Origin of the sequence: Phenylobacterium sp. (genome assembly GCF_036502675.1) — a bacterium.
GTDB lineage: Bacteria > Pseudomonadota > Alphaproteobacteria > Caulobacterales > Caulobacteraceae > Phenylobacterium.
This window is the reverse complement of the sequence record NZ_DASXYF010000113.1, coordinates 1-26,216: the sequence shown is the minus strand read 5'-3', so window position 1 is coordinate 26,216 and position 26,216 is coordinate 1. Positions and strand designations below refer to the sequence as shown.

27 protein-coding genes and 1 tRNA gene are annotated in these 26,216 nt (G+C 70.9%); 17 read left to right on the top strand and 11 right to left on the bottom strand.

Annotation, left to right across the window (positions count from 1 at the left end):
* Positions 1 to 14: 14 nt before the first annotated feature.
* The 4 genes from VGL30_RS14905 to glpK form a co-directional block, all read right to left on the bottom strand.
* Positions 15 to 224 carry a hypothetical protein gene (locus tag VGL30_RS14905; protein ID WP_331540800.1) on the bottom strand — a complete coding sequence of 70 codons (210 nt, stop codon included), beginning with the start codon at positions 222 to 224 and terminating at the stop codon, positions 15 to 17.
* 74 nt (positions 225 to 298) lie between these two features.
* Positions 299 to 556 (bottom strand): hypothetical protein, encoded by a 258-nt coding sequence (locus VGL30_RS14900; RefSeq protein WP_331540799.1) that lies wholly within the window; start codon positions 554 to 556, stop codon positions 299 to 301.
* Between the two features lie 111 nt (positions 557 to 667).
* The gene (locus VGL30_RS14895; RefSeq protein WP_331540798.1) at positions 668 to 2,083 is read right to left on the bottom strand and encodes a Mur ligase family protein; all 1,416 of its coding nucleotides are present in this window, start codon (positions 2,081 to 2,083) and stop codon (positions 668 to 670) included.
* Positions 2,084 to 2,202: 119 nt separating this feature from the next.
* The gene (gene glpK / locus VGL30_RS14890) at positions 2,203 to 3,699 is read right to left on the bottom strand and encodes a glycerol kinase GlpK (RefSeq protein WP_331540797.1); all 1,497 of its coding nucleotides are present in this window, start codon (positions 3,697 to 3,699) and stop codon (positions 2,203 to 2,205) included.
* A gap of 275 nt (positions 3,700 to 3,974) precedes the next feature.
* On the opposite strand from glpK, the gene VGL30_RS14885 reads away from it, so the two are divergent.
* Positions 3,975 to 4,050, top strand: a tRNA-Asn gene (locus tag VGL30_RS14885).
* A gap of 111 nt (positions 4,051 to 4,161) precedes the next feature.
* Here the strand turns inward: VGL30_RS14885 and VGL30_RS14880 are convergent.
* The gene (locus tag VGL30_RS14880; protein WP_331540796.1) at positions 4,162 to 5,334 is read right to left on the bottom strand and encodes a thiolase family protein; all 1,173 of its coding nucleotides are present in this window, start codon (positions 5,332 to 5,334) and stop codon (positions 4,162 to 4,164) included.
* A gap of 189 nt (positions 5,335 to 5,523) precedes the next feature.
* Here VGL30_RS14880 and VGL30_RS14875 point away from each other — a divergent pair, with 189 nt between their 5' ends.
* From VGL30_RS14875 to modC, 4 genes are read left to right on the top strand one after another with little or no spacing between them, the layout of a single operon-like run.
* Positions 5,524 to 7,119: an OprO/OprP family phosphate-selective porin gene (locus VGL30_RS14875; protein WP_331540795.1), complete on the top strand. Its 1,596-nt coding sequence runs from the start codon at positions 5,524 to 5,526 to the stop codon at positions 7,117 to 7,119.
* A 19-nt stretch (positions 7,120 to 7,138) separates the two neighbouring features.
* Positions 7,139 to 7,906 (top strand): molybdate ABC transporter substrate-binding protein, encoded by a 768-nt coding sequence (gene modA, locus VGL30_RS14870; protein ID WP_331540794.1) that lies wholly within the window; start codon positions 7,139 to 7,141, stop codon positions 7,904 to 7,906.
* A gap of 2 nt (positions 7,907 to 7,908) precedes the next feature.
* Positions 7,909 to 8,574, top strand: coding sequence for a molybdate ABC transporter permease subunit (modB, locus tag VGL30_RS14865; protein ID WP_331540793.1), 666 nt, complete (start codon positions 7,909 to 7,911; stop codon positions 8,572 to 8,574).
* Positions 8,571 to 9,344 carry a molybdenum ABC transporter ATP-binding protein gene (modC, locus tag VGL30_RS14860; protein WP_331540792.1) on the top strand — a complete coding sequence of 258 codons (774 nt, stop codon included), beginning with the start codon at positions 8,571 to 8,573 and terminating at the stop codon, positions 9,342 to 9,344. Before modB ends, modC begins: the two co-directional genes overlap by 4 nt.
* 43 nt (positions 9,345 to 9,387) lie before the next feature.
* Here modC and VGL30_RS14855 read toward each other — a convergent pair whose 3' ends face one another.
* Positions 9,388 to 10,143, bottom strand: coding sequence for a VOC family protein (locus VGL30_RS14855; RefSeq protein ID WP_331540791.1), 756 nt, complete (start codon positions 10,141 to 10,143; stop codon positions 9,388 to 9,390).
* 191 nt (positions 10,144 to 10,334) lie between these two features.
* On the opposite strand from VGL30_RS14855, the gene VGL30_RS14850 reads away from it, so the two are divergent.
* The 11 genes from VGL30_RS14850 (at position 10,335) to VGL30_RS14800 (ending at position 20,698) form a co-directional block, all read left to right on the top strand.
* Positions 10,335 to 11,231 (top strand): hypothetical protein, encoded by an 897-nt coding sequence (locus VGL30_RS14850; protein ID WP_331540790.1) that lies wholly within the window; start codon positions 10,335 to 10,337, stop codon positions 11,229 to 11,231.
* Positions 11,231 to 11,920, top strand: a complete 690-nt coding sequence (locus VGL30_RS14845) for a hypothetical protein (RefSeq protein ID WP_331540789.1) — start codon at positions 11,231 to 11,233, stop codon at positions 11,918 to 11,920. The genes VGL30_RS14850 and VGL30_RS14845 overlap by 1 nt, the downstream gene beginning before the upstream one ends.
* A gap of 298 nt (positions 11,921 to 12,218) precedes the next feature.
* The gene (locus VGL30_RS14840; protein WP_331540788.1) at positions 12,219 to 13,535 is read left to right on the top strand and encodes an FMN-binding glutamate synthase family protein; all 1,317 of its coding nucleotides are present in this window, start codon (positions 12,219 to 12,221) and stop codon (positions 13,533 to 13,535) included.
* 40 nt (positions 13,536 to 13,575) lie between these two features.
* Positions 13,576 to 14,871 (top strand): type III glutamate--ammonia ligase, encoded by a 1,296-nt coding sequence (glnT, locus tag VGL30_RS14835; RefSeq protein ID WP_331540787.1) that lies wholly within the window; start codon positions 13,576 to 13,578, stop codon positions 14,869 to 14,871.
* A gap of 252 nt (positions 14,872 to 15,123) precedes the next feature.
* Positions 15,124 to 15,462: a P-II family nitrogen regulator gene (locus VGL30_RS14830; protein WP_331540786.1), complete on the top strand. Its 339-nt coding sequence runs from the start codon at positions 15,124 to 15,126 to the stop codon at positions 15,460 to 15,462.
* A 27-nt stretch (positions 15,463 to 15,489) separates the two neighbouring features.
* On the top strand, positions 15,490 to 16,920 hold the full coding sequence (locus VGL30_RS14825; RefSeq protein ID WP_331540785.1) for an ammonium transporter: 1,431 nt from the start codon (positions 15,490 to 15,492) through the stop codon (positions 16,918 to 16,920).
* Between the two features lie 273 nt (positions 16,921 to 17,193).
* Positions 17,194 to 18,348 carry an MFS transporter gene (locus VGL30_RS14820; protein ID WP_331540784.1) on the top strand — a complete coding sequence of 385 codons (1,155 nt, stop codon included), beginning with the start codon at positions 17,194 to 17,196 and terminating at the stop codon, positions 18,346 to 18,348.
* Between the two features lie 55 nt (positions 18,349 to 18,403).
* On the top strand, positions 18,404 to 18,757 hold the full coding sequence (locus VGL30_RS14815; RefSeq protein ID WP_331540783.1) for a metalloregulator ArsR/SmtB family transcription factor: 354 nt from the start codon (positions 18,404 to 18,406) through the stop codon (positions 18,755 to 18,757).
* A gap of 20 nt (positions 18,758 to 18,777) precedes the next feature.
* Positions 18,778 to 19,290: an arsenate reductase ArsC gene (locus tag VGL30_RS14810; protein WP_331540782.1), complete on the top strand. Its 513-nt coding sequence runs from the start codon at positions 18,778 to 18,780 to the stop codon at positions 19,288 to 19,290.
* Positions 19,287 to 20,009, top strand: a complete 723-nt coding sequence (locus tag VGL30_RS14805; RefSeq protein WP_331540781.1) for an MIP/aquaporin family protein — start codon at positions 19,287 to 19,289, stop codon at positions 20,007 to 20,009. The genes VGL30_RS14810 and VGL30_RS14805 overlap by 4 nt, the downstream gene beginning before the upstream one ends.
* Before the next feature lie 140 nt (positions 20,010 to 20,149).
* Entirely contained in the window at positions 20,150 to 20,698 is a 549-nt protein-coding gene (locus VGL30_RS14800) for a glutathione peroxidase (protein WP_331540780.1), read from the top strand.
* A gap of 70 nt (positions 20,699 to 20,768) precedes the next feature.
* Here the strand turns inward: VGL30_RS14800 and VGL30_RS14795 are convergent, their stop codons facing one another.
* Positions 20,769 to 21,170, bottom strand: a complete 402-nt coding sequence (locus VGL30_RS14795) for a cytochrome c (RefSeq protein ID WP_331540779.1) — start codon at positions 21,168 to 21,170, stop codon at positions 20,769 to 20,771.
* On the bottom strand, positions 21,167 to 22,732 hold the full coding sequence (locus VGL30_RS14790; RefSeq protein ID WP_331540778.1) for a flavin monoamine oxidase family protein: 1,566 nt from the start codon (positions 22,730 to 22,732) through the stop codon (positions 21,167 to 21,169). Before VGL30_RS14790 ends, VGL30_RS14795 begins: the two co-directional genes overlap by 4 nt.
* A gap of 189 nt (positions 22,733 to 22,921) precedes the next feature.
* Between VGL30_RS14790 and VGL30_RS14785 the strand changes: the two genes are divergently transcribed.
* Complete coding sequence (locus VGL30_RS14785) at positions 22,922 to 23,074, top strand: hypothetical protein (RefSeq protein WP_331540777.1); 153 nt, start codon at positions 22,922 to 22,924, stop codon at positions 23,072 to 23,074.
* A gap of 110 nt (positions 23,075 to 23,184) precedes the next feature.
* Here VGL30_RS14785 and VGL30_RS14780 read toward each other — a convergent pair whose 3' ends face one another.
* The 3 genes from VGL30_RS14780 to VGL30_RS14770 form a co-directional block, all read right to left on the bottom strand.
* Positions 23,185 to 23,667 (bottom strand): universal stress protein, encoded by a 483-nt coding sequence (locus VGL30_RS14780; RefSeq protein ID WP_331540776.1) that lies wholly within the window; start codon positions 23,665 to 23,667, stop codon positions 23,185 to 23,187.
* A gap of 179 nt (positions 23,668 to 23,846) precedes the next feature.
* Complete coding sequence (locus VGL30_RS14775) at positions 23,847 to 24,647, bottom strand: enoyl-CoA hydratase/isomerase family protein (protein ID WP_331540775.1); 801 nt, start codon at positions 24,645 to 24,647, stop codon at positions 23,847 to 23,849.
* Between the two features lie 20 nt (positions 24,648 to 24,667).
* On the bottom strand, positions 24,668 to 26,216 hold a 1,549-nt coding region (locus tag VGL30_RS14770; RefSeq protein ID WP_331540774.1), incomplete at its 5' end, for an acyl-CoA dehydrogenase family protein.

Sequence of the window (26,216 nt, the reverse complement as noted above, 5' to 3'; positions counted from 1 at the left end):
TTCTCGCGCCAGGATCAGGTGATGCGCTTGACGCTCACCGGGTCGCTGCCGGGGAAGGTTTCTTCCAGGCCCTCGTCCAGCAGGGCTTCCTGGCGGTCTTCGGTCACGGCTTCCTTGTCGGCGAGCTGGTCGTGCTTGCCGTGCTTCGGCAGGGGCTCGGCTGCGCGGGCGTGCGGGCCTTCGATGTGCTTGTCCTCGGACCGCACCTCGCCCTCGGGGGCCATGTCCGCGGTCGAAGCGCCGGCGCCACGGGTGAAATGGCGTTGAGGCTTCTCGGCGGCCTTATCCTTACCAAGATTCATGTACCCGCTCCAAAATTCGCGGCGTCGGATGGGACGCCGCTTGTAGAACCCCTCGGCACAATGGTGGTTGCCGATTCCGTGCTCGATAGCCTGGCTGCGTCGACAAGCTCGCGCTTGTCGCGCTGCTCCTGCCGCCAGGCCAGCCAGCGCAGCAACATGCCGGCGACCGAGGCGGCCATGCCGCCCGCCAGGCAGGCGAACAGCACCGGGTTCTCCCTGGCGCTATTCCAGGAGACCACGCCCAGCAGCGCCACGCTCACAGTTGAGACCAGGTAGCCGAAAGTTTTGAGCAAAGTCGTCCTTCGCCGGATGGTTCCTAACGGGAAACGGCGCCGGGACGCGGCCGTTCCGGCGGCTCAGGCGGCTCAGGCGGCCGGCGCACGGGCGGCGTAGCGGGCGTCGAACAGGGCCGGCAACCGATCCGGCAGGCCCATCAGCGGGCCGGAGGAGAGCAGCAGCACCACCTCGTCGCCGGCCAGGCCGCCCAGCGCCGCCTCCGCCGCCTCCGGGTTGCGGACGGCCTCGACGGCGACGCCAGCGGCGGCGGCGCGCTGCACGATCTCCTCGAGGGTCGACTGGTTGTGACTCTGGGCGCCGTGGCCGGGCGGCGGCAGCATCAGCACCCGGGACGCGCCCTTGAACACCGTGTCGTACCAGGAGAGCGCGTCGCGGCTGCGCCAGGAGAAGGCGTGCGGCTCGAACACCACGACGAGCGGCCGCTCGGGATAGTGCAGCGTCATGGCCTCGATGGCCGAGCGCGCCTTCTCGTAAGAGGAGCCGAAGCCCTCGATGATCGGCGCGCGCGAGGCGGTGGTCAGCCGATCGAGCCGGCGGCGGATGCCCTTGAAGCCGGCGAGCCCGCGGGCCAGCGAAGCCTCGTCGACCAAACCCCGCTCCAGGAGGAAGGCCGAGACCCCGACGATGTTCTCGATGTTGTGCTCGCCCAGCAGGGTGGTGGTCAGCGCCACGCGCCGGCCGCCGGGCCCGACCAGGGTGAAGCGGCTCACCTCGCCGTAGGTCACGTCCCGGCTGTACCAGCCGTCGCAGGGCGCGGTATCGTACCAGACGGTGCGGGCCTTGGTCCCCTCGGCCGCCGCCCGCACCGCCGGGCCCTCGCGCAGCACAGCCAGCCCGCCGGCCGGCACGAGGCCCATCAGCGCCCGGAACGGCGCCTGGTATTCCTCGAAGGTCGGGAAGACGTTGACGTGGTCGTGGACTACCGAGGTCAGGAGCACGTGGTCGGGGTGGTAGAGCATGAACTTGGAGCGCCGGTCGCCGGCGCCGACCACATATTCGTCCCCCTCCAGCACCACCTCCGGCGCATGGCCCCAGTGGCCGGTGGCCGGCAGCGACGGCGAGATGGCCCCGATCATCCAGCCCGGGTCGCGCCCGCCGGCCCGCAGCAGGTGGGCCATCAGGGCGGTGCAGGTCGACTTGCCGAAGGAGCCCGCCACCACGATGGACTCGCGGCCGCGGGTGGTCTCGCCCAGCAGCTCGGCGAAGGTGGTGATGCGGACGCCGCGGCGCCTGGCCTCCATCACCTCGGGATTGTCCTGCCCGCCCAGCTTGGCGCTGGCGCCCATCACCAGCAGCTCCAGGCCGTCCGGCAGGTTGGCGGCGTCGAAGCGGCGGTGGAACGGGAAGCCCAGGCCCTCGACGTAGGTGGACATCGGCGGGAAGACGTCCTCGTCCGAGCCGGAGACCTCGTGGCCAGCGTCGCGCATCATCAGCGCCGTGGCGCTCATCCCGGCGCCGGCGACGCCCGTGAAATGGATCCGCATCGGTCCCGACTCCATCGCCGTACTGGGTCTTGTCAGTACCCGAACCACGCGCGGGCCGTCGAGGGTTCGGGCGGTGATTGCAATCCTACCCTCCCGAGGGGCCGGCCAAGCCTGCGTCGTCAGGCGTCGTCGTCGTCGATCCAGTCCAGCGTCCGCTGCACGGCCTTCTTCCATTTGCGGCAGGCTTTCTCCCGCGCTTCGGCGGCCAGACGCGGGCGCCATTCGGCGTCCTGCCGCCAGTTCGCCCTGAGCGCGGCGAGGTCCGGCCAGACGCCGACCGCCAGGCCGGCGGCGTAGGCCGCGCCCAGGCAGGTGGTCTCAGGCACGGTGGGGCGCACCACGGGGACGCCCAGCACGTCGGCCTGGAACTGCATCAGCAGGCCGTTGGCGGTCATGCCGCCGTCGGCTTTCAGCCGGGTAAGCGGCGCGCCGGCGTCGGCGGCCATGGCGTCGGTCACCTCCCGCACCTGCCAGGCCGTGGCCTCCAGCACGGCGCGGGCGATATGGCCCTTGTTGACGTAGCCGGTCAGCCCGGCGATCACGCCGCGGGCGTCGTCGCGCCAGTACGGGGCGAACAGGCCTGCGAAGGCCGGCACGATGTAGCAGCCGCCGTTGTCCTCGACGGTGCGGGCCAGCGCCTCCACCTCGTCGGCGCTGGAGATCAGGCCGAGGTTGTCGCGGATCCATTGCACGAGGGCGCCGGCCACGGCGATGGAGCCTTCCAGCGCATAGATCGGCGGGGCCTGGCCGATCCTGTAGGCGACCGTGGTGATCAGGCCGCTTTTGGAACGGACGGCCGCGGCGCCGGTGTTGACCAGCAGGAAGCCGCCGGTGCCGTAGGTGCACTTGCCCTCCCCCGTTTCGAAGCAGGTCTGGCCGAACAGCGCCGCCTGCTGGTCGCCCAGCGCGGCGGCCACCGGAACGCCGGCCAGGACGCCGCGGGCCTCGCCGTAAACCTCGGACGAGGAGACGATCTGCGGCAGAATCGCGCGGGGCACGCCCACGGCCTGCAGCAGGCGATCATCCCAGTCGAGGGTCGCCAGGTTCATCAGCAGGGTGCGGCTGGCGTTGGTGACGTCGGTGACGTGGCGGCCGGTGAGGTTCCAGATCAGCCAGGACTCCATGGTGCCGAACAGCAGCTCCCCCGCCTCGGCCCGGGCCCGCGCGCCGGGCACGTTGTCCAACAGCCAGCGGATCTTCGGCCCGGCGAAGTAGGTGGCGAGCGGCAGGCCGGTCAGCGCGCGCAGGCGGTCGGGCCCTTCCTCGCCGCCGATGGCTTTCACCAGGGCGTCGGTGCGGGTGTCCTGCCAGACGATGGCGTTGTGGATCGGCCGGCCCGTGGCCTTGTCCCACAGGACGGTGGTCTCGCGCTGGTTGGTGACCCCGACCGCGGCCAGGTCGCGCGGCGACAGGCCCGCCTGGGCCAGGGCCTCGGCGGCCACGGCCTGCACGTTGGTCCAGATCTCGACGGCGTCGTGCTCCACCCAGCCGGGGCGCGGGAAGATCTGCCGGTGCTCGCGCCGGGCGACGGCGCACACGGCGCCGGCGGCGTCGAAGACGATGCAGCGCGAGGAGGTGGTCCCCTGGTCGATGGCGGCCACATGGGTGTTCGGCATGGCGGGCGCTCCTGGTTCCGGACCTTGGCCTGGAGACATAGCGCGATCCGCGGCGCTCGCACGACCGGGCGTCGTTAACCCTTCCTTAACCACGAAGGGGCAACCTGCCGGCGTCTTCTTTGAAGGCACCCACCATCACCGACCTTTTCCAGCCCGGCGTCCGCGCCGGGCTTTTTTTGTCCGGCCCGCCGCAGCGGCCTGGGCCGGGGGGCGGCGGTCTTACACTTGCTTCGGTCGGTGTGGCGGTCTATACGGCCGGCCCGCGAAGGCGCTGGTCCTCGGTAGCTCAGTTGGTAGAGCAGTCGGCTGTTAACCGACTTGTCGCAGGTTCGAGTCCTGCCCGGGGAGCCACTTCGCGGCGGCCGGACTCTCAAAAAATGACAGGTTTCTCGCAGTGGTCACGCCAGGGCGACCGCACGCGCGGCCGTTCCCACCCGATTCGGAGAGGGGTGCGGAGGACCCTCAGACCTCGATGAGCACCGCGCCGGCCTGGCCGCCGCCGGCGCACATGGTGGCGACGCCCAGGCCGCCGCCGCGGCGGCGGAGTTCGTGGATCAGGGTGGTGAGCATCCGCGCGCCGGAGGCCGCGATCGGATGGCCGAGGCTGCAGCCGCTGCCGCTGACGTTGACGGTGGCCTCGTCGAGGCCCAGGCCCTTGCAGGCGGCGATGGGCACCGAGGCGAAGGCCTCGTTGATCTCCCAGAGCGCCACGTCGGACTGCGACACGCCCGCGCGGGCCAGCACCTTGGGGATGACGTCGATGACGGCCATGCCGGTCAGCCGGGGATCGACGCCCACGGCGGCCCAGCTTCGCACCGTCGCCAGCGGCGCAAGCCCTTCGGAGCGGGCCAGCGCATCGTCGACGACCATCAGCGCGGCCGCGGCGTCGTTGGCGCCGGAGGCGTTGCCGGCAGTGATGGAGAAGCCCTCGATCTCCGGATGGATCGGCTTCAGCGAGGCCAACCGCTCCATGGAGGTGTCGCGGCGCGGGTGTTCATCGACCTGGAAATCGACGATGGAGCCGTCCCGGCGGGTCACCCGCACCGGGACGATCTCCCCCGCCAGGCGGCCCGCGTCGATCGCCTCCACGGCGCGTTGGTGCGAGCGCAGCGCCCAGGCGTCCATGGTCTCGCGGTCGATGTCGGCCGCCTTCGCCGTGTTCCAGCCGACGGTGATGGTCATGTCGAGGTTGGGCGCCTCGGGGCTGTCCGGATGGGTCGGCGGCAGCCAGCCTTCCTGGAATTCGTCCGACAGCGGTATGCGCCAGCGCATCCGCGGCGTCATCGAGCTGGCCATGACCCCGCCGGCCACGATGGCGCGGTCCATGCCGGCGCGGATCGATCCCGCCGCATTGGCGACCGCGGTGAGGCTGCCGGCGCAGTGGCGGTTCACCGCCTGGCCGCTGACGTGGAGCAGGCCCGCCTCCGCCGCCGCGTGGCGGGCCAGGTCGCCGCCGCCGTAGAGCGCTTCCGCGAAGATCACGTCGTCCACCAGGTCGGGCGAAAGTCCCGATCGGCGGATGGCCTCCTGGAGGACGATCCGCGCCAGCGTCTCGGCGGGGGTGTCGACGAGGGTTCCCTTGCGGGCGGTTGCGACCGCGGTGCGGACCGCGCTGACGATGACGGCGTTGGGCATGTGCGACTCTATCTTGACCTTGGCAGGCGGGCGAGGTTCGGCGCGCGAAACGACCGGCTAGCACCAGGCGGCGGCGTTGTCAGAGAAAATTGCAGCGCGCGGTAGCGATCGGGCGGCGCGCGCACGCGGCTTGCGCCAGCTCCGATCGATAGGTAGCTAGGCTTCATATCGAAGCGTGGGGAGAAACGCATGACGCCGCCGAAACAGTCCGTGGCCGTTCGCGCCCTGGTCGCAGCCGCCTGCCTGGCGGCGGCGGGCGGGGCCGAGGCGAGGCCCGCCGGCGCCCAGCCGGCCGATCCGCGCGACGCCCGGATCGAGGCCCTGGTGCGGCAGGTGGAGGCGCTGACCGCCAGGGTGGACACGCTGCAAGCCAAGGCGGAGGCGGAGGCGCCGCCGGCCCCGCCGCCGGCCCCGATCCAGACCCTCGCGCCGCCGCCGCTGCCCTCCGCCGGCGTGACCATCACCGCCGGCAAGCCGCAGATCCAGAGCGGCGACGGGCGGTTCGCGGCGAATCTTCACGGCGCGATGCAATTCGACGCGGCCGACTACAGCCAGCGCACGCCGGGGCCGATCACCAGCGACTTCCGCCGCGGGGCGGCGGCCGGCGACACGGCGCACGCCCGCGACCTCTCCTCCGGCGCCAACTTCCGCCGCGCCCGCATCGGCATCGACGGCAAGGCGTTCGGCGACTTCGAATACAACCTGCTGTTCGAATTCGGCGGCGCGGGCGAGGAGGACGCCGGCCACATCCAGGAAATGTGGGTGCAGTACTCGGGCTATAAGCCGTTCCACCTGAAGGTCGGCGCCTTCCCGCCCTCGATCGGCCTGGAGGACCAGGCGTCCACCAACGGGGCGCTGTTCCTGGAGCGGCCGGCCTCGGCCGACATGGCGCGCAGCCTGGCCGGCGGCGACTTCCGCGAGGCGGTGCAGCTCTGGGCCGCGGGCGAACGGTGGTACGCGTCGGGCGCGATCACCGGTCGGGTGGTGGGGGTGGTCAACTCCCAGGCCACCGGCGTCTCCCAGCCGTTCGACAGCTCGCTCGGCCTGATCGGCCGCGCGGCCTTCGTCCCGATCAGGACCGACGACGCCCTGGTCCACCTGGGCGCCCACGGCAGCTACGTCGCCCGGCCGGCCGACACCGGCGGCCCGGACACGGTCGGCACGGCTGTGCGCTACGGAATCACCCTGCAGGAACGGCCGGAACTGCGGGTGGACGGCACGCGGCTGATCTCGACGGGCGCCGTCGACGCGCGCCACGCCCGCACCCTCGGCTTCGAGGCGGCCGGCCAATACCAGAGCTTCTTCCTCCAAGCCGAGTACGAGCGGTTCGACATCGACCGGCGCAACGTCGCGGCGGGGATCTCCGACCCCGACTTCAAGGGCTACTACGTCGAGGGCTCCTGGATCGCGACCGGCGAGCGGCGGCGCTACAACCCGGGGACCTTCGCCTTCGACGCCCCCCTGGTGGACCATCCCTTCAGCCTGTCAGAGGGAACCTGGGGGGCGCTGGAGCTGGCCGGCCGCTATTCGGTGGCCAACCTGAACTACCACCAGGGCCTGGCCGGGGCCTCCGCGCCGGTCGACGGGGTCCGCGGCGGCGAGCAGCGGATCTTCGCCGCCGGGCTCAACTGGTACCCCAACACCTTCGTGCGCCTCCTGCTGGACTACCAGGACGTCCGCGTGCGGCGCCTGTCGCCCTCGGCGGCGACCTTCTCCACCCCGGCGGGCGCCCAGGTGGGCCAGCACTACCACGCCATCTCCCTGCGCTCGCAGTTCGCCTTCTAGCCGCCGAGGCCCGCAACCCATGACCCAGATCACCCGACGCTTCTCCGCCCTGGCGCTGGCCGTCCTCAGCGCGGCGACCCTGATGGGCGCGCGCCCGGCGTCGGCGGCCGACACCCAGGTGGCGGTGGCCGCCAACTTCACCGAGCCCGCCAAGGAGATCGCCGCCGCCTTCAAGACCGCCACCGGCCACACGGCGATCCTGACCTTCGGCTCCTCCGGCCAGATCTACACCCAGCTGGCCCACGGGGCGCCCTACGAGGTCTTCCTGTCGGCCGACGCCGACCGCCCGAAGAAGGCCGAGCAGGACGGGCTGGGCGTGCCCAAGACCCGCTTCACCTACGCCGTCGGCCGGCTGGTGCTCTATTCCAGGACGCCCGGCCTGGTGGACGACAAAGGCGCGGCGCTCTCCGGCGGCGGCTTCAACAAGCTGTCCATCGCCGACCCGGCCGCGGCGCCCTATGGGGTCGCCGCGGTGCAGACCCTGCGCAAGCTGGGGCTCTACGACCAGGTGAAGCCCAAGATCGTCACCGGCTCGTCGATCACCCAGGCCTACCAGTTCGTGCAGACCGGCGCGGCGGAGGTGGGCTTCATCGCCCTGTCGCAGGTGATCAATGAACAGGGCGGCTCGCGCTGGCTGGTCCCGGCGGGCTTCCATGCGCCCATCGATCAGCAGGCGATCCTGCTCTACACCGGCGAGAAGAACCCGGCGGCCAAGGCGTTCTTCGACTACCTGAAGACTCCGGCCGCGGTGGCGATCATCAAGCGCTACGGCTACGAGGTGCGGTAAGCGTGGGAACGGTCATCTGGACGACGCTGAAGCTGGCGGGGATCACCACGCTCCTGCTGATCGTCCTGGCGACTCCGCTGGCCTGGTGGCTGGCGCGGCACCGGAGCTGGTGGAAGGAGATCGTCGGCGCGGCGGCGGCCCTGCCGATCATCCTGCCGCCGTCGGTGCTGGGCTTCTACCTGCTGATCTCGCTGGCGCCGTCGAGCCCGCTGATGACGCCGCTGCACGCCTTCGGGATCCGCACCCTGGCCTTCACATTCGAGGGCCTGGTGATCGGCTCGATGGTCTATTCCCTGCCCTTCGCGGTGCAGCCGCTGCGCAACGCCTTCGAGGCGATGGGCGAGCGGCCGATGGAGGTGGCGGCCACCCTGCGCGCCGGCCCGCTCGCCGCCTTCTTCCACGTCGCCGTCCCGATGGCCCGGCGGGGGTTCGTCACCGCCGCCATCCTGGTGTTCGCCCACACGGTCGGCGAGTTCGGGGTGGTGCTGATGATCGGCGGCGGCATTCCCGGCCGGACCGAAGTGATGTCGGTGAGGATCTACCAGCTGGTGGAATCGCTGCAGTTCGGCGAGGCGCACAAGCTGGCGGCCGGGCTGCTGGCGTTCTCCTTCGCGGTGCTGCTGGCCATGCTGCTGATCGACCGGCGCGCGGGACGGGCGATCCGGTGAGCGGGGCGGAGACGTCCGGGGTCGCAGGACGGTTCTCAGGAACGCTGGGCGGCTTCCGGCTGGAGGCCGAGTTCGCCCTGCCGGGGCGCGGGCTGACGGCGCTGTCCGGCCCCTCGGGATCGGGGAAGACCACCCTGCTGCGCTGCATCGCGGGGCTGACGCGGCTCTCGGGCGAGCTCACCGTGGCGGGGGAGGCCTGGCAGGACGCCCGCAGCTTCCGCCCGGCGCACCGGCGGCCGGTGGGCATGGTGTTCCAGGAGGCGAGCCTGCTGCCGCACCTGTCGGTCCGGCGCAACCTGGAGTTCGGCTGGCGGCGCGCCCAGGGGCCGCGCACCATCGCCTGGGACGAGGCGGTGGAGCTGCTGAGCCTTGCCCCCCTGCTCTCGCGCGCACCGGACGAGCTTTCGGGAGGCGAGCGGCAGCGGGTGGCGGTGGGCCGGGCGCTGCTGTCGCAGCCGCGGCTGCTGCTGATGGACGAGCCGCTCTCCAGCCTGGACGCCGAGAGCAAGGCCGAGATCCTGCCCTACCTGGACCGGCTGCACCGCAGCCTGGCGATCCCGGCGCTCTACGTCAGCCACGATCCGGCGGAGATCGCCCGACTGGCCGACCGGGTGCTGCTGATGCGCGACGGCCGCGTCTCGCCCGCCGAGGCGCCGCCGCGACCTGCGGACCTGACCGCGGCGCGCGCGCGGCTGGCGGCGATGACGCCCGAGGAGCGGGAGCGCCACGCGCTGGCGGCGATCGTGGCCGGGTTGACGCCCTCCGATTGATCCGGTTCGGCGTTGGATGGGCGGCTGAAGCGCCGACCGGTTCCTACTTCGGCCCCGTCAGGCAGAACATCGCCCCCTGGGGATCGACGGCCTGCAGGATCCACTGGCCGGTCGGGACCTCCAGGGGGCCGTTGATCACCTGGCCCCCAGCGCTCTCCACCCGGCCCTTGGCGGCCTCGATGCTGTCGACCTGCACGTAATAGGACCAGAACGGGCGCGGGATGTCGGCGGGCTTGGTCATCATCCCGCCGTGCGGCTCGGGGCCGCCGGCGGCGAACAGCCGGTACTTGCCCATCGGGGCCATGTCGAAGGGCTCCAGTGTCGTCCAGCCGAACAGCTCGACGTAGAAGTCGAGCGCCGCCTCGGAGTCGGCAGCCGTCAGCTCGCGCCAGCCGAAATAGCCCGGCTCCTGCGGCCCGCCCCGGGGCGTCGTCCCCTCGCCCGTCGGCTGCAGGAGCATGAACACCGCGCCCTGCGGATCGGCGACCACCGAGAAGCGGCCGACCTCAGGGATGTCCTGGGGCGGCTTATGCACCGAGCCGCCCAGCTCGCTGACCTTGCGGGTGCGGGCGTCCACGTCGTCCACGGCGACGTAACCCATCCACACCGGCGGCGGCCCGCCCTCGAACGCCGGCATCATCCCGGCGACCCCGCCGGCCGGGGTGAGCAGCAAGGTGTAGCCGGCGTTGGGCCCGCCGGCGTCCTTTGCGGTCCAACCCACCACCTTGGTGTAGAAGGCCTCCGCCGCCTTCACGTCGGTGGTCATCAGCTCGTACCAGATGAAGGCGGGCGTCGGCATGGCGGGCTCTCCAGGAGACCTCGAAGTCCAGTCCCCGCAGCGCCCTCTTGTCAACGCCGACTAGGGGCAGGCTGCGTGAACCCTACGCGACTATTTTCTTCGTAAGAAACATTCATTCTCTAGGATTGACGGCCGACGCAGCCAGCGCCTAATTCAACGGAGCCGGGCGTGCCGGCGGAGACGCTTGAGTCATGTGCGGCATCGTTGGCCTGTTCATCCGAGACCCGGCGCTGGAGCCGCAGACCGGAGCCCTTCTGGCGCAGATGCTGGGGGTGATGAGCGACCGCGGCCCCGACAGCGCCGGCTTCGCCATCTATCGTGACGCCCCGCCCGGGGCGCTGAAGCTCACCCTGCGCGGCCAGGGTCCGGGCGCGCTCGACGGCCTGGAGGCGGGCCTGCAGGCGGCGCTGCGCGTCCCCGTCTCGGCCGAGCGCCACGACACCCACTTGGTGGTCGCCCTGCCCGCCGCCTGCGAGGCCGAGGCCCGCGCCTGGCTCGCCGCGCAACGGCCGGGTGCAGCGGTGGTCGGCGCCGGCAGGCGCATCGAGCTCTACAAGGAGGTGGGCCTGCCCGCCCAGGTGAGCGAGCGCTTCGGCCTGCCGGCCATGGCCGGCAGCCACGGGATCGGCCACACCAGGATGGCCACCGAGTCCGCGGTCACCACCCGTGGGGCGCACCCTTTCTCCACCGGCCTCGACCAGTGCCTGGTGCACAACGGCTCGCTCTCCAACCACAATTCGGTGCGCCGGTCGCTCGAACGCGAAGGCCTGGCCTTCGAAACCGAGAACGACAGCGAGGTGGCGGCCGGCTACCTCACCTGGCGGATGCGCCAGGGCGCCAGCCTGAAGGAGGCGCTCGAGGCCAGCCTTTCCGACCTGGACGGCTTCTACACTTTCGTGGTCGGCGTCGAGAACGGCTTCGCGGTGTTGCGCGACCCCATCGCCTGCAAGCCGGCGGTGATGGCCGAGACCGACCGCTACGTCGCCTTCGGCTCGGAGTACCGGGCTCTGGCGGGCCTGCCTGGGATCGGGACGGCGCGGGTCTTCGAGCCGGAGCCGGCCCGCGTCTACGCCTGGGAGCGGGCCTGATGCGCGTCGTCGACCTGGCGGCCACGCCGCTGCGGGAGCTGAACGGCGCCCTGCACGCCCTGGCCCCCGACACCGACGAAACTCGCTGGAGAGTACTGAATCCGCAAGGAAAACATGCCGTCGCCGTCGGCCTCGACCGACCGGTGACCGTCGAGATCGCCGGCCACGTCGGCTACTACTGCGCCGGCATGAACCAGCGGGCCACGGTGGTGGTCGAGGGGAACGCCGGTGTGGGCGTGGCCGAGAACATGATGTCGGGCCTGGTGCGGGTGAAGGGTGACGCGAGCCAGGCGGCCGGCGCCACCGCCCAGGGCGGCCTGCTGGTGATCGAGGGCGACGCCTCGGCGCGCTGCGGCATCTCGATGAAGGGCGTCGATATCGTGGTGCGGGGCTCGGTGGGCCCGATGAGCGCCTTCATGGCCCAGGCCGGCAACCTGGTGGTGCTGGGCGACGCCGGCGAGGCGCTGGGGGATTGCCTCTACGAAGCGCGGCTCTGGGTGCGCGGCAAGGTGGCGAGCCTGGGCGCCGACTGCGAGGCGAAGGAGGCCTCGGCGGAGGAATTGGAGATCCTGGCCGGCGTGCTGGCCGCGGCGGGGCTCGCGGAAACCGTCCAGCTGGACGGTTTCCGGCTCTACGGCTCGGCCCGGCGGCTCTACCATTTCCATGTCGACAACGTCGATGCGTACTGATGCCTGACCTGTCGACGCCACCCCACACATCGCTCATCCCGGCGAAAACCCTGAGGGATGCAGCCGGCGTGCGGCGCCTTTTCTTCCCCCGTCCCGAAGAGGACGGGAAAGGGAGACCATCCGCCGGAGAGCGGGTGGTGGAGGGGGCGAGACTTGGCGCCGTGCTCCTGCCGCCCCCACCGTCGCGCCCTCGGAGTTTATCCTCGGGCCGGCTACAGGCCGGACCCGGGGAAGGCGCGCCCCCTCCCCCGTCCTCTTCGGGACGGGGGAGGAAAGACGTCCGCGCGGGTCGCCGCCCATGACCCGCACCCCGCCCCGCTTCTCCGCCACCTTCGACCCGCACGTCATCGCCGAGATCCACCGGGCGGCGGCCACCGGCATCTACGACATCCGCGGCGCCGGCGCGAAGCGCAAGCTGCCGCACTTCGACGACCTGCTGTTCCTCGGCGCGTCGATTTCCCGTTATCCGCTCGAGGGTTACCGCGAGAGGTGCGCCACTGACGTGACGCTGGGGACCCGCTTCGCCCGCAAGCCGATCAGGCTGAAGACCCCTGTCACCATCGCCGGCATGAGCTTCGGCGCCCTTTCCGGCGCCGCCAAGGAGGCGCTGGGCCGCGGGGCCAGCGCCATGGGAACCTCCACCACCACCGGCGACGGCGGCATGACGCCGGAGGAGCGCGGGCATTCGGACATCCTGGTCTACCAGGTCCTGCCCTCGCGCTACGGCATGAACCCGGACGACCTGCGCCGCGCCGACGCCATCGAGATCGTCATCGGCCAGGGCGCCAAGCCCGGCGGCGGCGGCATGCTGCTGGGCCAGAAGATCTCGCCGAGAGTGGCCGAGATGCGCCGCCTGCCCGAGGAGATCGACCAGCGCTCCGCCTGCCGCCACCCCGACTGGACAGGACCCGACGACCTGGAGATCAAGATCGAGGAGCTGCGCGAGATCACCGACTGGGAGAAGCCGATCTACGTCAAGATCGGCGGCAGCCGGCCCTACTACGACACCGCTCTGGCGGTGAAGGCCGGCGCCGACGTGGTGGTCATCGACGGCATGCAGGGCGGCACCGCCGCCACCCAGGAGGTGTTCATCGAGCACGTCGGCCTGCCGACCCTGGCGGTGATCCGCCCGGCGGTGCAGGCGCTGCAGGAGCTGGGAATGCACCGCAAGGTGCAGCTGATCGTCTCCGGCGGAATCCGCACCGGGGCGGACGTGGCCAAAGCCCTGGCGCTGGGCGCCGACGCGGTGGCCATCGGCACGGCCGCGCTGATCGCTCTGGGCGACCAGGACCCGGCGCTGGAGGCCGACTACCAGGCCCTGGGCTCCACCGCCGGCGCCTACGACGACTGGCACGAGGGCCGCGACCCGGCCGGGATCACCACCCAGGATCCGCACCTGGCCGCCCGGCTCGATCCCGTCAAGGCGGGCCGGCGGCTGGCCAACTACCTGGCGGTGCTGACGCTCGAGGCCCAGACGATCGCGCGGGCCTGCGGCAAGAGCCGCCTGCACAATTTGGAGCCAGAGGACCTGGTCGCCCTGACCATCGAGGCGGCGGCGATGGCCGGCGTGCCCCTGGCGGGGACGGACTGGATACCGGGCCGGGCCGGGACCTGAACAATCGGCGTCGGGCCCTTTGGGCCCTCGGGAGGACGGCATGATCGATCTGGCCAAGGCCGCGGCGGAACGCGGGATCAGGTACTTCCTGATCTCCTTCACCGACCTGTTCGGCGCCCAGCGCGCCAAGCTGGTCCCCGCCGCCGCCATCGGCGAGATGGTCCGCAACGGCGCCGGGTTCGCGGGCTTCGCCACCTGGCTCGACATGACGCCGGCCGACCCCGACCTGTTCGCCCGGCCCGATCCCGCAAGCCTGATCCAGCTGCCCTGGAAGCCGGAGGTGGGCTGGCTGGCCGCCGACCTCTGGATGGAGGGCGCGCCGGTCGCCCAGGCGCCGCGCAACGTGCTGAAGGCCCTGATCGGCAAGGCGGCGGACGCCGGCTTCCAGCTCAAGAGCGGGGTGGAGTGCGAATTCTTTCTGATCAGCCCCGACGGCGAGGCGATCTCCGACGCTTTCGACCGCCAGGCCAAGCCCTGTTACGACGAACAGGCGCTGATGCGCCGCTACGACGTGATCAGCGAGATCTGCGACGGCATGCTGGGCCTGGGCTGGGGCCCCTACCAGAACGACCACGAGGACGCGAACGGCCAGTTCGAGATGAACTGGACCTATGACGACGCCCTGGTCACCGCCGATCGCCACGCCTTCTTCAAGTTCATGGCCAAGTCCGTCGCCGAGAAGCACGGGTTCCGGGCCACCTTCATGCCGAAGCCCTTCACCACGCTCACCGGCAACGGCTGCCACACCCACGTCTCGGCCTGGAAGGACGGGGTGAACCTGTTCGCGGACGAGGCCGGCGAGATGGGCCTGTCGCCCATGGCCTACCTGTTCATCGGCGGGCTGATGCACTCCGCCGACGCGCTGGCCGCCCTGTTCAACCCGACGGTCAATTCCTACAAGCGGATCAACGCGCCACGCACCACCTCGGGCGCCACCTGGTCGCCCAACACCGTCACCTACACCGGCAACAACCGCACCCACATGATCCGCATCCCGGAGGCCGGCCGCTTCGAGCTGCGGCTCGCCGACGGGGCGGCCAACCCCTACCTGCTGCAGGCGGGCGTGCTGGCCGCCGGACTGGACGGGCTGGCCAACGCCCGCGATCCGGGCAAGCGCCTGGACATCAACATGTACGAGGACGGCCATCTGGCCGGGCCGGTGAAGACCCTGCCGCTGAACCTGCTCGACGCCCTGCGCGCCCTGGAGGCTTCCGAGGTGCTGTCCGTCAGCCTCGGCCCGTTCGTGCCCGCCTACCTGAAGCTCAAGCACCAGGAGTGGAACGCCTACGCCGGCCACCTCACCGCCTGGGAGCGCGAGACGACGCTGGACTGCTGAGTTCAGGCGGAACGCCGTCCAGCCTTGCGCCCAAAATTGAGGCGCTGCCGTGGAGTCCAGTTCAGCCACGCGCCTTAGTTAACAAATTTTCTCTCCACGAACATTCCGGCGTCCGCGCGGCGCAGCCTGGGCCCTAGGGTCGCCGGGCGGCGCAACGGATCGGCCAGACCCGACGCAACGCTCGTCCGGCGTGTGTCGGGGTGGAATGAAACCTTCAGTGGGGACGGCGCGATGCGCCGAGAGGCTAGCCGCATGAAACTGATCATGGCGATCATCAAGCCGTTCAAGCTCGACGACGTGCGCGAGGCCCTGGTGGCCGCCGGCGTCGAGGGCCTGACCGTGAGCGAAGTCAAAGGCTTCGGCCGGCAAAAGGGCCAGACCGAAATCTACCGCGGGGCGGAGTACCAGGTGGTCTTCGTCCCCAAGATCAAGCTCGAGGCGGTGGTCGACGACGCCCAGGTCGCCGCGGCCATCGACGCCATCAAGAGCAGCGCGTCCACCGGCAAGATCGGCGACGGCAAGATCTTCGTCACCAACGTCGAGGCCGCCGTGCGCATCCGCACGGGCGAAACCGGCTCGGCCGCGCTCTAACCGTATCGAAAAAGGGGAAGTTTGATCATGACGTTCGGCTTTAAACGGCTGGCGGGGCTCGCCCTCGCCGCCATGGTGATCGGGGCGCCGCTGGCGTCGGCCCCCGCCTGGGCGCAGGACGCCGCCCCGACTGCGCCCGCTGCGGCCCCGCCCGAGGCGGGGGCGGAGGCCGCGCCCGCCGCGGCGGCCCCCGCGGCCGAGGCCCCGGCGGCCGCTGCGCCTGCAGCCGCTGCGGCGCCCTGGAAGCCCGACACCGGCGACACGGCCTGGATGCTCACCTCCATGGCGCTGGTGCTGATGATGATGATCCCAGGCCTGGGCCTGTTCTACGGCGGCATGGTGCGCTCGAAGAACGTCATCGGCGTCATGGCCCAGGTGTTCGCGATCACCGGCCTAGTCACCATCCTGTGGACCGTGGTGGGCTACACCATCGCCTTCACCACCAATCCGGATGTGAACCTGAACAAGTTCATCGGCGGCTTCAGCGACGTCATGCTCCACGCCGTCAAGGTGGACGCCCCCAACGCCCTGGCGGGCACCATCCCCGAATACGTCTTCATGTCCTTCCAGATGACCTTCGCCATCATCACCCCGGCGCTGATCATCGGGGCGTTCGCCGAGCGGATGAAGTTCTCCGCCATCCTGCTCTACATGACCCTGTGGCTGCTGTTCATCTACGCCCCCATCGCCCACATGGTCTGGGGCGGCGGCGTGCTGGGCGGCCTGGGCGTGCTCGACTTCGCGGGCGGCACCGTGGTGCACATCAACGCCGGGGTCTCGGGCATCGTCTGCGCCCTGGTGCTGGGCAAACGCTACGGCTTCGGGCGGGACAACATGGCCCCGCACAACGTGCTCTACACCGCCATCGGCGCGGCGCTGCTGTGGGTCGGCTGGTTCGGCTTCAACGCCGGCTCGGCCGTCGGCGCCAGCAACTTGGCGGGCCTGGCCATGGCCAACACCCAGATCGCCACCGGCGTCGCCTCGATCGCCTGGATGGTCGTGGAGTGGATCCAGCGCAAGAAGCCCAGCCTGCTGGGCCTGGCGTCCGGCGCCATCGCGGGCCTTGTGGCCATCACGCCCGCCTGCGGCTTCATCAATCCCACGGGTTCGGTGATCCTGGGCGTGGTCGCCGGCGTGGTCTGCTACTTCAGCGCCACGGCGCTCAAGAAGCTGCTGGGCTATGACGACAGCCTCGACGTGTTCGGCGTTCACTGCATCGGCGGCATCGTCGGCGCCCTGATGGTGGGCGTGCTGGCCGATCCCACGGTCAACCCGCTGGCCGCAGGCGCTTCCATCGGCAAGCAGGCGATCGGCGTCGTGGCCACTCTCCTGTGGTCGGGGATCGGCGGCTTCATCATCCTGATGATTTGCAAGTTCACCACCGGACTGCGCGTCACCGAGGAAGAGGAGATCGAAGGCCTCGACCTCTCCCTGCACGGGGAAGCCATCCACCACTAGCGAGCGTGGGAAGTCGTCGGCGAGGCCGGCCCGCAAGGGCCGGCCTCGTTGTCGTTGGGAGGCCGGCGCGGCGGCGTCAAAGCCGAGAGGGCTGTTCAGCGGCCGTGGAACGCGCTTTTCTGGAGAAAGGAAACGTCGCTCCGGAAATTCGAGGGCGGATCAAAGGGAAACCGGATGCTGACAATCGACCGGGCCGCGTCGGCGCCAGTCACGCCGGACGCACGCTCAACGACGATGCGCCGCCTGACCCTTGCGGTGATTCTATCGAGCGCCGTGGGGACGTCACTGCCCTATTCCACGCTCCAGCCCATCCTGCCGATGGTGGCCGCCCGCTTCGGCGGCGGAGCCGACGGCGAACGGTTGGCGCAGTTCGCGGTCACCGCGCCCGCGGTCGGCATGCTGATCGGAGGACTGATCGCCGGTTGGGTGCTGGCGGCGGTGGGCATGCGCCGGCTGATCCTGTTCGCCATCCTGGCCCAGGGCGTGCTGGGCGTCGCCGGCGGCTTCCTGGACAATCCCTGGGCGTTCCTGGCCAGCCGCCTGGCCGTCGGCACGGCGGCGGTGCTGTTCGGCACGGCCTGCGTCACCCTGCTGGCCGAACTCTACGAGGGTGACGCCCGGGCCAAGGCCGTGGGCGTGCTGCAGGGAATGGCGCCGTTCACCGCGATCCCCTGCATCATCGCCGCGGGCCTGCTGGCCGAGCGGTTCGGCTGGCGCGCGCCCTTCTCGTTCTTCGTCATCTTCGCCCTGCCGGTCTTCCTGGTCGCCCTGTTCGCGATCCCGCCGAGCACTGTGGCGGCGCCCGAAGCTGCGCAATCGACGCAGCGCGGCGGCGGCCTTTGGCGCCTGTGGCCCTACTTCCTGCTGGTGTTCGGCTTCAGCCAGCTGAGCACCATGGGCATCGCCCAATTCCCGTTCCTGCTGAAGGAGGATGGCGTTGCGGGTTCCGGCCCCCAGTCGCTGATCATCGCCGGCAGCTCCCTGACCATGGGCCTGGGTGCGTTGCTCTCCGGGCCCTTGCAGGCGCGGATCGGCGAGAGGCGGACGCTCTTGAGCGGCGTCATCGTCGCCGGGGTCGGCATACTGATCGCCGGTCTGTCGCACGAGGCGGCGATAGGCGCCGCCGGGGGCATCCTGAGCTACGCCGGTTGCGGCCTGCTGCTGACGCTCAACTTCACCCTGGTGCTCAACCGGGCCGCGGCCGAGGTGCGCGGCATGGCGGTGGGCTTCATCCTGGTCGCCATCTTCGTCAGCCAGTTCCTCAACCCGCTGCTCATCGCCCCGCTGCGGACCGCCATCGGCCTGCACGGCGCCTATGTCGTGGTGGGGCTGCTGGCGATCGCGGGCCCTGTGCTGGCCATGGGCGTGCAAGGCTACCGCCGGCGCCTGATCACCGCACCGCCCGCCGCCGGCCGCCTCCGCATTTGACCGTGGCCGTGAAGCTTGTCATCGAACGGTCTCATATTTCCGGTATAGTGGAACTATGGAAACGAACTCCGCTGTCGGCGCTCTCTCCGCGCTCGCCCACGAGGGACGCCTGGATGTCTTCCGCCGCCTGGTCCGCGCCGGCGCGGAGGGCATGGCGGCCGGCGAGATCGCCCGCGCCACCGGCGTCCTGCCCAACACCCTCTCCAGCAGCCTGAACATCCTCAGCGCGGCGGGCCTGGTGAAGTCGCGGCGCGCAGGACGTTCGATCATCTACACCGCCGGCTACGACCGGATGCGCGAACTGCTCGGCTTCCTTCTGGAGGACTGCTGCGGCGGCAAGCCGGAGATCTGCGCGCCGCTGGTCGCCGCCGCCAGCCGCCGCTGCGACGCCGAGGGCCGCGCGTGCTGAGCCCCACGGAGGCCGAACCCATGCCCGACACCCCCTACAACGTGCTGTTCCTCTGCACCGGGAACTCTGCGCGTTCGATCATCGCCGAAGCCCTGATGACCAGGCTCGGCCGCGGACGCTTCAAAGCGTTCTCGGCGGGCTCCTTTCCCAAGGGCCAGATCAACCCCTACGCCGTTCCCGTGGTCGAGAGCCTCGGCTTCCAGGCCGCGGACTTCCGATCGAAATCCTGGGACGAGTTCGCGCGTCCGGGCGCGCCGCCGCTCGAATTCGTCTTCACCGTCTGCGACGACGCCGCCGGCGAGGTCTGCCCGGTCTGGCCCGGCAAGCCGATGACCGCGCACTGGGGCATGCCCGACCCGGCGGCGGCGACCGGAACCCCGGCGGAAATCGCCGTCGCGTTCGGCGAGGCCTGCCGTCAGCTGCGCAACCGGATCAGCATTTTCGTCGAGCTGCCCCTAGCCTCGCTCGACCGCCTGTCGCTGCAGAACCGGCTGACGGAGATCGGCGCCATGCCGGACGCGCCCGGCCGATGAGCGAGCGCAGCGCGCCCGCCGACGCCAGCCTCGAGCCGCCGCTGGAGTCCTACAGTCTGGCGCGCCGGCTGGCCGCGGAGGCGCTGGGCACGGCGCTGCTGCTGGCGGTGGTGGTGGGCTCAGGGATCATGGGCGAGCGGCTGGCCGGCGGCAACGACGCCATCGCCCTCCTCGGCAACACCCTGGCCACCGGCGCGGCCCTTGTGGTGCTGATCACCGTCTTCGGCCCGATCTCCGGGGCGCACTTCAATCCAGCGGTCACCCTGGTCTTCGCCCTGCGCCACGAGTTCCCGTGGCGGCGGCTGCCGGCCTACGTCGCCGTGCAGGTCGCGGGCGCGGTGGCCGGCATGTTCGCGGCCCACGCCATGTTCGCCCTGCCGCTCCTGCAGGTCTCGAGCAAGCTGCGCGAGGGGCCGGCGCAGGCGTGGTCGGAATTCGTGGCCACCTTCGGCCTGGTGGCCGCCATTCTCGGCACGCTGAAGTTCCGGCCGGACTTCACGCCTTCCGCGGTGGGGCTCTACATCACCGCGGCCTACTGGTTCACCGCCTCCACCTCCTTCGCCAACCCGGCGGTGAGCCTGGCGCGCAGCCTGTCGGACACCTTCGCCGGCATCGCGCCCGGCTCCGTCCCGGCCTTCATCGCCGCCCAGGTGGCCGGCGCCGCGACCGCCACGGTGGTCATGGGCTGGCTGCTGCGAGAAGGCGCCCGACGCCGCTAGTTTGCCGGATTTGAAAGTCGGCGGAGCCCGCCACGAGCGCCTGCGAACTTCGGAATCGGGACACTAGTCCCGCTGCGGCCGATCGCTTAACGTCGCGCGGAACCTGCGCTCGAAGGCGCAGCACTTGAAGGAAGCATCCCATGGCCGAACAGCTTTACGACATCCCCCTGAAGAGCCTCGACGGCAAGCCGACCACCCTGCGCGAGCACGAGGGCGAGGTCATGCTGGTGGTGAACGTCGCCTCCAAGTGCGGCCTGACCCCGCAGTACGAGGGCCTGCAGAAGCTCTATTCCGAGCGCAAGGGCGAGGGCCTGGTGGTGCTGGGCTTCCCCGCCAACGACTTCCGCGGCCAGGAGCCCGGCAGCAACGAGGAGATCGCCGAGTTCTGCAGCACCAACTACGGCGTCGAGTTCCCGATGTACGAGAAGATCACGGTCACCGGCCCGCAGAAGCATGCGCTCTACAGCGCGCTCACCCAGGCCCAGCCGAAGGTCGAGGGCGATGAGGCCATGCGTGCGCGGCTGACCAGCCGCGGCATCGACGTGGGCCAGCCCCCGGAGCTGCTCTGGAACTTCGAGAAGTTCGTGGTGGACCGCAAAGGCGACGTGGTCGCCCGCTTCGCTCCCGACGTGCCGGCCGACGACCCACGCCTGAAGAAGGCCCTCGATACGGCGCTGACCGCGACCTGACTCCCCTCGGTTCCGGCCTTCGCCTGGATTGGAAAAAAATTAATAACTTCAGAGTTTTATAAGATAAACCCTAATGCGCCTGCAGCCGCTGGGCTGCGGGCGCGGCAGGCCCGCCGCGGGCGCGGGTCATCTCGGCGGCGGTGAGCGGCGCGGCGTGGTTGCCCCAGGCGCCGCGCACATAGGTCAGGATCTCCGCCAGGTCGGCGTCCGAGAGCTGCGCCTTGAAGGCCGGCATGCCGCCGCGTCCGTTCAGCACGACCGCGGCCGCCGCGGCCGGCGGCCCCAGCGCCACCTTGTCGCCCGCCAGCGCCGGAAACGCCTTCGGCGCCCCCAACCCAGTCCGCAGGTGGCAGGCCGCGCAATTGTCGTTGAACAGTTGCTCGCCCGGGGCCGCCCCGGCCGCGCCGCTCGCCATCGAGACCAAGGCCGCCGCCAGCGCCGCCCCGGTCCTCAGGCCGACGCCCGCCCTCACGCCAGCGCCCGCCGGTGCAGCCGCGCGACTTGCTGCCAGGCGGACTCGATGGCGCCCGCCTGCCAGCCGGTGATGTAGCTCAGGTGCTCGCCGGCCAGGTAGATCCGCCCGTCCGGCTCGGTCAGAACCGGATAGGCGTCGCGCCGCCCCGCCTGGTCCCAATCCACCCAGCCGCCCAGGCTGTGCTCCACCCGGTGCCAGGCCACCGAGAAGGCGGTCTCGTAGCTCTCGGCGTACTGCGGCGTCACCTTTTGGCCGAACGCCACCGCGAAGGCCGCCCGGTCGGCCAGGGACAGGGCGCTGACCTTCACCGCATTGGCCCCGAAGTTGTAGTAGCCCAGCAGCACCCCCTTCTTCCCCAGCCAGCCGCCGGAGGGGAAGGAGATGGTCAGGATGTCCGGATTGTCGGTGTGGACGTGGCCGCCGTAGATGTGGTCGTCCTCCTCCCAGAACCGGCGCTTCATCTGCAGCCCGATCTTGCCCACCGGGGCATAGGCCGGGGCGCCGGTCGCCGCCCTAAACGGCTTTGAGACCTGCAGGTCGATGGACCGCAGCACCGAGAGCGGGATGGTGCAGAGGCAGTAGTCGGCCTTCACCGTCAGCCGCCGGCCTTCGGCGTCCACCGCCAGCACCTCGACGCCGGACGGGCCCTGGCGCACCTTCTCCACCACGGTGGAGTAGCGGATCATCGGCGCCACGGCGCGCTCGATGGCCTTGGCGATCTGGTCCATGCCGCCCACCGGCTGGAACATGGTCCGCTGCTGGTCGTAGGTCGCCACCGAGGCCAGGGCCCGCCAGGCGCCGGAGTGCAGCACGTCGACCATGGAATAGGGCGCCGAAGGCCGGCCGGGCCCGGGGTCGAGGCCCGCCCCCGGCTCGACGTCCCAGCCGCGGCCCTCCGTGCCGGCATAGGCGAGGTCCTTGGGCGAGAGGTAGCCCTCCCCCACCAGATAGGCGATCAGCTGGTCGCGGTCGGCGCCGGTCACCTGGTCGTCCAGCCCCCCCTTGGAAACCACCTTGGCCAGCATCTCGGCGGCGTGGCCGCGGGCGTCGGCTGCGATCTGGGCCTTGCGCACCGCCCTGGCCTTCAGCGGCCCGGTCCCGTTCTCGAAGAACAGGTACGAGGCGTCGTTGTCGTTGACGAACACTTCCAGCGGCACGCCGAACTCGCGGGCGTAATGCAGGGTCGAGCGGTGGTGGTACGGGATCCGCCAGGGTCCGTGGTTGATGTACAGCCCTTCGTCAAAGGCGCAGGTTTGGGTCTCGCCGCCCAGTTCGGTCAGCACAGTGCCTTTCCGCGCCGTCTGCGCGCGGCCGCCGGCGAAGCTGCGCGCCTCGATCACCTGCACCTTCCAGCCCGCCTTGGAGAGCTCGTGGGCGGCGGCCAGGCCGGCGATCCCGGCCCCGAGGATCGCCACCGACTTGCCGGCCCCGGAGCCCGGCAGCGTCGGCGGCGCGGGCGCGGCCGAGGCGATGCCGTAGCCCAACGCCTCCATGCCGGCCATCACCAGGCCCGCGCCCCCGATCAGCCCCAGCCGCTCGATCAGCAGGCGGCGCGTCATGGCCTCTCCGGTCATCGTCCCGCGTCTCCCCAGGGGCTGCTTCCGGCACAATGAGCCCTGCCCCGGCGCCGGGGGAAGAGTGGAACCCCGCTCCGGGGCCGCCCGTTTATCCAATGCCGGCCATCCAGTCGCAGGAGAACGCCGTTGAGAACCGAACATCTACATTTTCACGCCCCCCGCCTTCCCCACATGCACGGCCCGTCGCAGGCGCACCTCACCGGCGGCGTGCTGATCGCCCTGTTCGTCGCCGCGATTCTCGCCGCCGTGGCCGCCCTGGCGTTCGACCCGGCTCGGCTCGGCGCCCTGCCGCCCGCCTACCCGATGGCGTTCGGCCCGCTCTAGAACGTGATAGCCGGCAGTGGAGGCCGGTTCGGCGACCATCACGCTCTATTTCAAAGACATGCTCTAACGGCGCGAGGACCGCGCGCCGACGATGCGCTCCGGCGCCCGCCTTACTCCGCCGGCTCGCCGATCCGGCGGATCTCCTCGGCGAAGGCTTCGTCGCTGATGGTGTTGCGGCTGATCAGCAGGCTGCAATTGATGTGGTCGACCAGATAGCCGCCTGTGGCGCCCAGCCACCAGCGCTCCAGCATGTTCTGCCTGCGGTGGCTCACCACCACCAGGTCCGCGCCGATCTGCTCGGCGAAGGCGCCGATCTCCACGGAAGGCTCGCCGACCACCAGCTTGGCGACCGGATCGAAGCCCCCCTGCCGCAGGCGCTCGACGCCCTGCTCCAGCACGGCCTTGTAGCTGCCCTGGTGCTGGGCCACCGCGCCCGAGTGGGCCCCCTCGGCCATCCGCATCCCCGGGGTTTCGGCTACGACTGACAGGAGGTAGACCTTGGCGCCGCAGCGCTTGGCCAGCAGCGCGCCCTCGCGCAGGGCCGCACGACCCTCCACGGAGCCGTCGTAGGCAAGCACGATCCGCTTGTACACCCGGGACCTCCCTTCATCCGCACGATCTCCCTGGCGGGAGCCGGCATGACTTTATCATGCCGCAGATAACGCGCGGACGCGCAGCGCGTCCAGCGCGCTCCCAGCAAACCCCTGTGACTGCGGAGATTCCCGCCGTCTGGGCCGACGGATCGCCCGGGGCGCGCGCAGACCGGCCGCCGTTACTTCGGGCGGGTGAGCCTGGCCTGCATCTTGGCCATCAGCCCCGCCGCCTCCGCGCCCACCTGCAATACGCTCTGGCCCAGGCGCTCGATCTTGCGGGCGCGCTCGGCAGTGACGTCGGCGGCCAGGTCGATGGTCAGCTTGGCCATGGCCACCATCTCCGGCGGCTGCTCGGCCAGGTCCCGGCAGAAGGCCATCACCTTCTCGTCGAACGCCTCGTCAGGATAGACGTCATGCACCAGGCCGATCATCAGCGCCCGGTCGGCGTCGATCGCCTGGTTGGCCAGGATGCTCCACTTGGCCCAGTGCGGACCCACAAGCCGGGTGAACCGGCTGACCCCGTTGGAGGCCGGGATCGCCCCCAGCTTGGCTTCCGGGAACAGGTAGCGCGCGCTCTTCGCCGCCAGCCGGAAGTCGCAGGACAGCGACAGCTCCAGCCCGCCGCCGACGCAGGTGGCGTGGTGGGCCACGACGAACGGCTTCTCCAGGTCCTCCATCTCGTCGTAGAGCGGCTGCATGCCGCCGCCCATCCCCGTGCGGTACCACTCGCGGATCGCCGAGGTGCCTTCGCGCAGCGGTCCGCTCCTCTTTCCCCCCACCAGGTCTGCGCCAGCGCAGAAGTAGCGGCCCGTCGCGCGGATCAGGAAGCAGCGCAGGTCGTCGCGCCGGGCGTAGGTCCGCACCGCCTCGCGTATCCCCTCGATGATCTCCGCGTTCAGCGCGTTCAGCTTTTCCGGACGGTTCAACGTCACCTGCAGGATCGCGCCGATCTCCTCGACCAGCAGCGCCGGTTCTCTCATGTCCGTCTCTCCCTCGACCATCAGGCCCGGCTGCGCGGCAGGCCGAGCCGGCGCTCGGCCACCATGCTGCGCAGCACCTCGCTGGTTCCCCCGTAGACGCTGGTGGCCGTGGAGTGGCGGTAGCCCTCCTCCACCAGGCCCAGGCCCTCGCGCCCGCGCAGCAGCGACCGGGGGGCGGCCAGGTCCAGGAGGTCGGCGGAATCGACGATGAAGGCTTCGGTGGAAAACACCTTCGACGCCGGCCCGAAGGCTGCGTCCGGCAGCCGGTTGATGCTGGTCCACATCGCCCGCGCGCCCAGGGCCTCGCCGATGCGCGCGTGCGCGATCACTCGCGCCAGGCGCGCCAGCACCCGCGGATCCTCGATCGCCGGCGCGCCCCGCTTGCGGGCCGTCCGCGCCCAGCCCGCCACCGACTCCACCATCCTGTCGAGGGTGCGGTGGTAGCCGGCTCCCCGCTGCTCCATCTGCAGGGCCGCGGCCAGCACCTTCACCCCGCCGTTCACCTCGCCCAGGCGGTAGCGGTCGGGCACCTTCACGTCGGTGTAGAAGGTGGCGTTCGTCCGCTCGTCCATGAAGGTGTGGACCGGGTGGATGTCCACGCCCGGCTGCTTCAGCGGCGCCAGGAACAGGGTCACCCCCTTGTGCTTCGGCGCATCGGGGTCGGTGCGGGCGATCAGCAGCACATAGCTCGCGAGGTCGGCGCCCGAGGTGAACATCTTCTGGCCGTTGATGATCCAGCCGTCGCCCTCAGGGTCGCGCACCGCCCGGGTCTTGGCGGCGAACACGTCGGACCCGCCCGAGGGCTCGGTGTAGCCCAGGCAGGCGGTGATCTCGCCGGCCGCCATCTTCGGCAGCACTTCCTCCTGCACGTCGGGCCGGGCGAACTGCATGACGGTCGCGCCGACCATGCCGGTGACCGCGCGGGCTATGCCGGTGTAGCCCACCTCGTCCCAGACGCTGGCGCTGGCCCGGGCGGAGTCCGCGTCGGCGTCGCGGCCGCCGAACCGCTCCGGCCAGTCGGGGAACAGCAGCCGCGCCTGGCCCAGCGCCTGGTGGACGCCCCAGTCGTGGCCTTCGAAGGAGTGGTCGTCCAGCGCCCGCAGCTCCGGGGTCAGGATACTGTCGAACAGCGCCCGGGTCTCCTCGGCCAGGGCCTCGCCCCCCGTCGGCGGCTCGAAATTCACTTCGACCACGCCCGGATCCGGCAGGGCCGCCGCCTCGCCAAGGAACAGCCGCCGCCCGGCGGCGACCAGTTCGTCCTCCGGATCTCCCAGCGGCAGGGCCCAGGCCTTGGCCCGGCGGTGGTAGAGCTGGATGTCGTATTCGTTGGTCAGGCCGTAGCCGCCGAAGGTGTGCAGCGCATGGGCGACGCTATTGGTGGCGGCGCGGGCCGCGAACCAGAAGAGCAGCGAGATGTCGGCGCCGGCGTCGGGGCGGCCGTCGGCCAGCGCGCGCAGGGTGCGCCAGAGGAAGAGGCCCGCGCCGTCCACGTCGATGATGTCGTTGGCCAGGGGATGGGCGATCCCCTGATTGGCGCCGATCGGCTGGCCGAAGGCGATGCGCTCGCAG

Excerpts from the sequence above, each read along its gene's own strand:
- VGL30_RS14905 (WP_331540800.1), bottom strand. The coding sequence starts at position 224 with ATGGCCCCCGAGGGCGAGGTGCGGTCCGAGGACAAGCACATCGAAGGC.
- VGL30_RS14895 (WP_331540798.1), bottom strand. The coding sequence starts at position 2,083 with ATGCGGATCCATTTCACGGGCGTCGCCGGCGCCGGGATGAGCGCCACG.
- glpK (WP_331540797.1), bottom strand. The coding sequence starts at position 3,699 with ATGCCGAACACCCATGTGGCCGCCATCGACCAGGGGACCACCTCCTCG.
- VGL30_RS14880 (WP_331540796.1), bottom strand. The coding sequence starts at position 5,334 with ATGCCCAACGCCGTCATCGTCAGCGCGGTCCGCACCGCGGTCGCAACC.
- VGL30_RS14875 (WP_331540795.1), top strand. The coding sequence starts at position 5,524 with ATGACGCCGCCGAAACAGTCCGTGGCCGTTCGCGCCCTGGTCGCAGCC.
- modA (WP_331540794.1), top strand. The coding sequence starts at position 7,139 with ATGACCCAGATCACCCGACGCTTCTCCGCCCTGGCGCTGGCCGTCCTC.
- VGL30_RS14855 (WP_331540791.1), bottom strand. The coding sequence starts at position 10,143 with ATGCCGACGCCCGCCTTCATCTGGTACGAGCTGATGACCACCGACGTG.
- VGL30_RS14850 (WP_331540790.1), top strand. The coding sequence starts at position 10,335 with ATGTGCGGCATCGTTGGCCTGTTCATCCGAGACCCGGCGCTGGAGCCG.
- VGL30_RS14845 (WP_331540789.1), top strand. The coding sequence starts at position 11,231 with ATGCGCGTCGTCGACCTGGCGGCCACGCCGCTGCGGGAGCTGAACGGC.
- VGL30_RS14840 (WP_331540788.1), top strand. The coding sequence starts at position 12,219 with ATGACCCGCACCCCGCCCCGCTTCTCCGCCACCTTCGACCCGCACGTC.
- glnT (WP_331540787.1), top strand. The coding sequence starts at position 13,576 with ATGATCGATCTGGCCAAGGCCGCGGCGGAACGCGGGATCAGGTACTTC.
- VGL30_RS14830 (WP_331540786.1), top strand. The coding sequence starts at position 15,124 with ATGAAACTGATCATGGCGATCATCAAGCCGTTCAAGCTCGACGACGTG.
- VGL30_RS14825 (WP_331540785.1), top strand. The coding sequence starts at position 15,490 with ATGACGTTCGGCTTTAAACGGCTGGCGGGGCTCGCCCTCGCCGCCATG.
- VGL30_RS14815 (WP_331540783.1), top strand. The coding sequence starts at position 18,404 with ATGGAAACGAACTCCGCTGTCGGCGCTCTCTCCGCGCTCGCCCACGAG.
- VGL30_RS14810 (WP_331540782.1), top strand. The coding sequence starts at position 18,778 with ATGCCCGACACCCCCTACAACGTGCTGTTCCTCTGCACCGGGAACTCT.
- VGL30_RS14805 (WP_331540781.1), top strand. The coding sequence starts at position 19,287 with ATGAGCGAGCGCAGCGCGCCCGCCGACGCCAGCCTCGAGCCGCCGCTG.
- VGL30_RS14800 (WP_331540780.1), top strand. The coding sequence starts at position 20,150 with ATGGCCGAACAGCTTTACGACATCCCCCTGAAGAGCCTCGACGGCAAG.
- VGL30_RS14790 (WP_331540778.1), bottom strand. The coding sequence starts at position 22,732 with ATGACGCGCCGCCTGCTGATCGAGCGGCTGGGGCTGATCGGGGGCGCG.
- VGL30_RS14785 (WP_331540777.1), top strand. The coding sequence starts at position 22,922 with ATGCACGGCCCGTCGCAGGCGCACCTCACCGGCGGCGTGCTGATCGCC.
- VGL30_RS14775 (WP_331540775.1), bottom strand. The coding sequence starts at position 24,647 with ATGAGAGAACCGGCGCTGCTGGTCGAGGAGATCGGCGCGATCCTGCAG.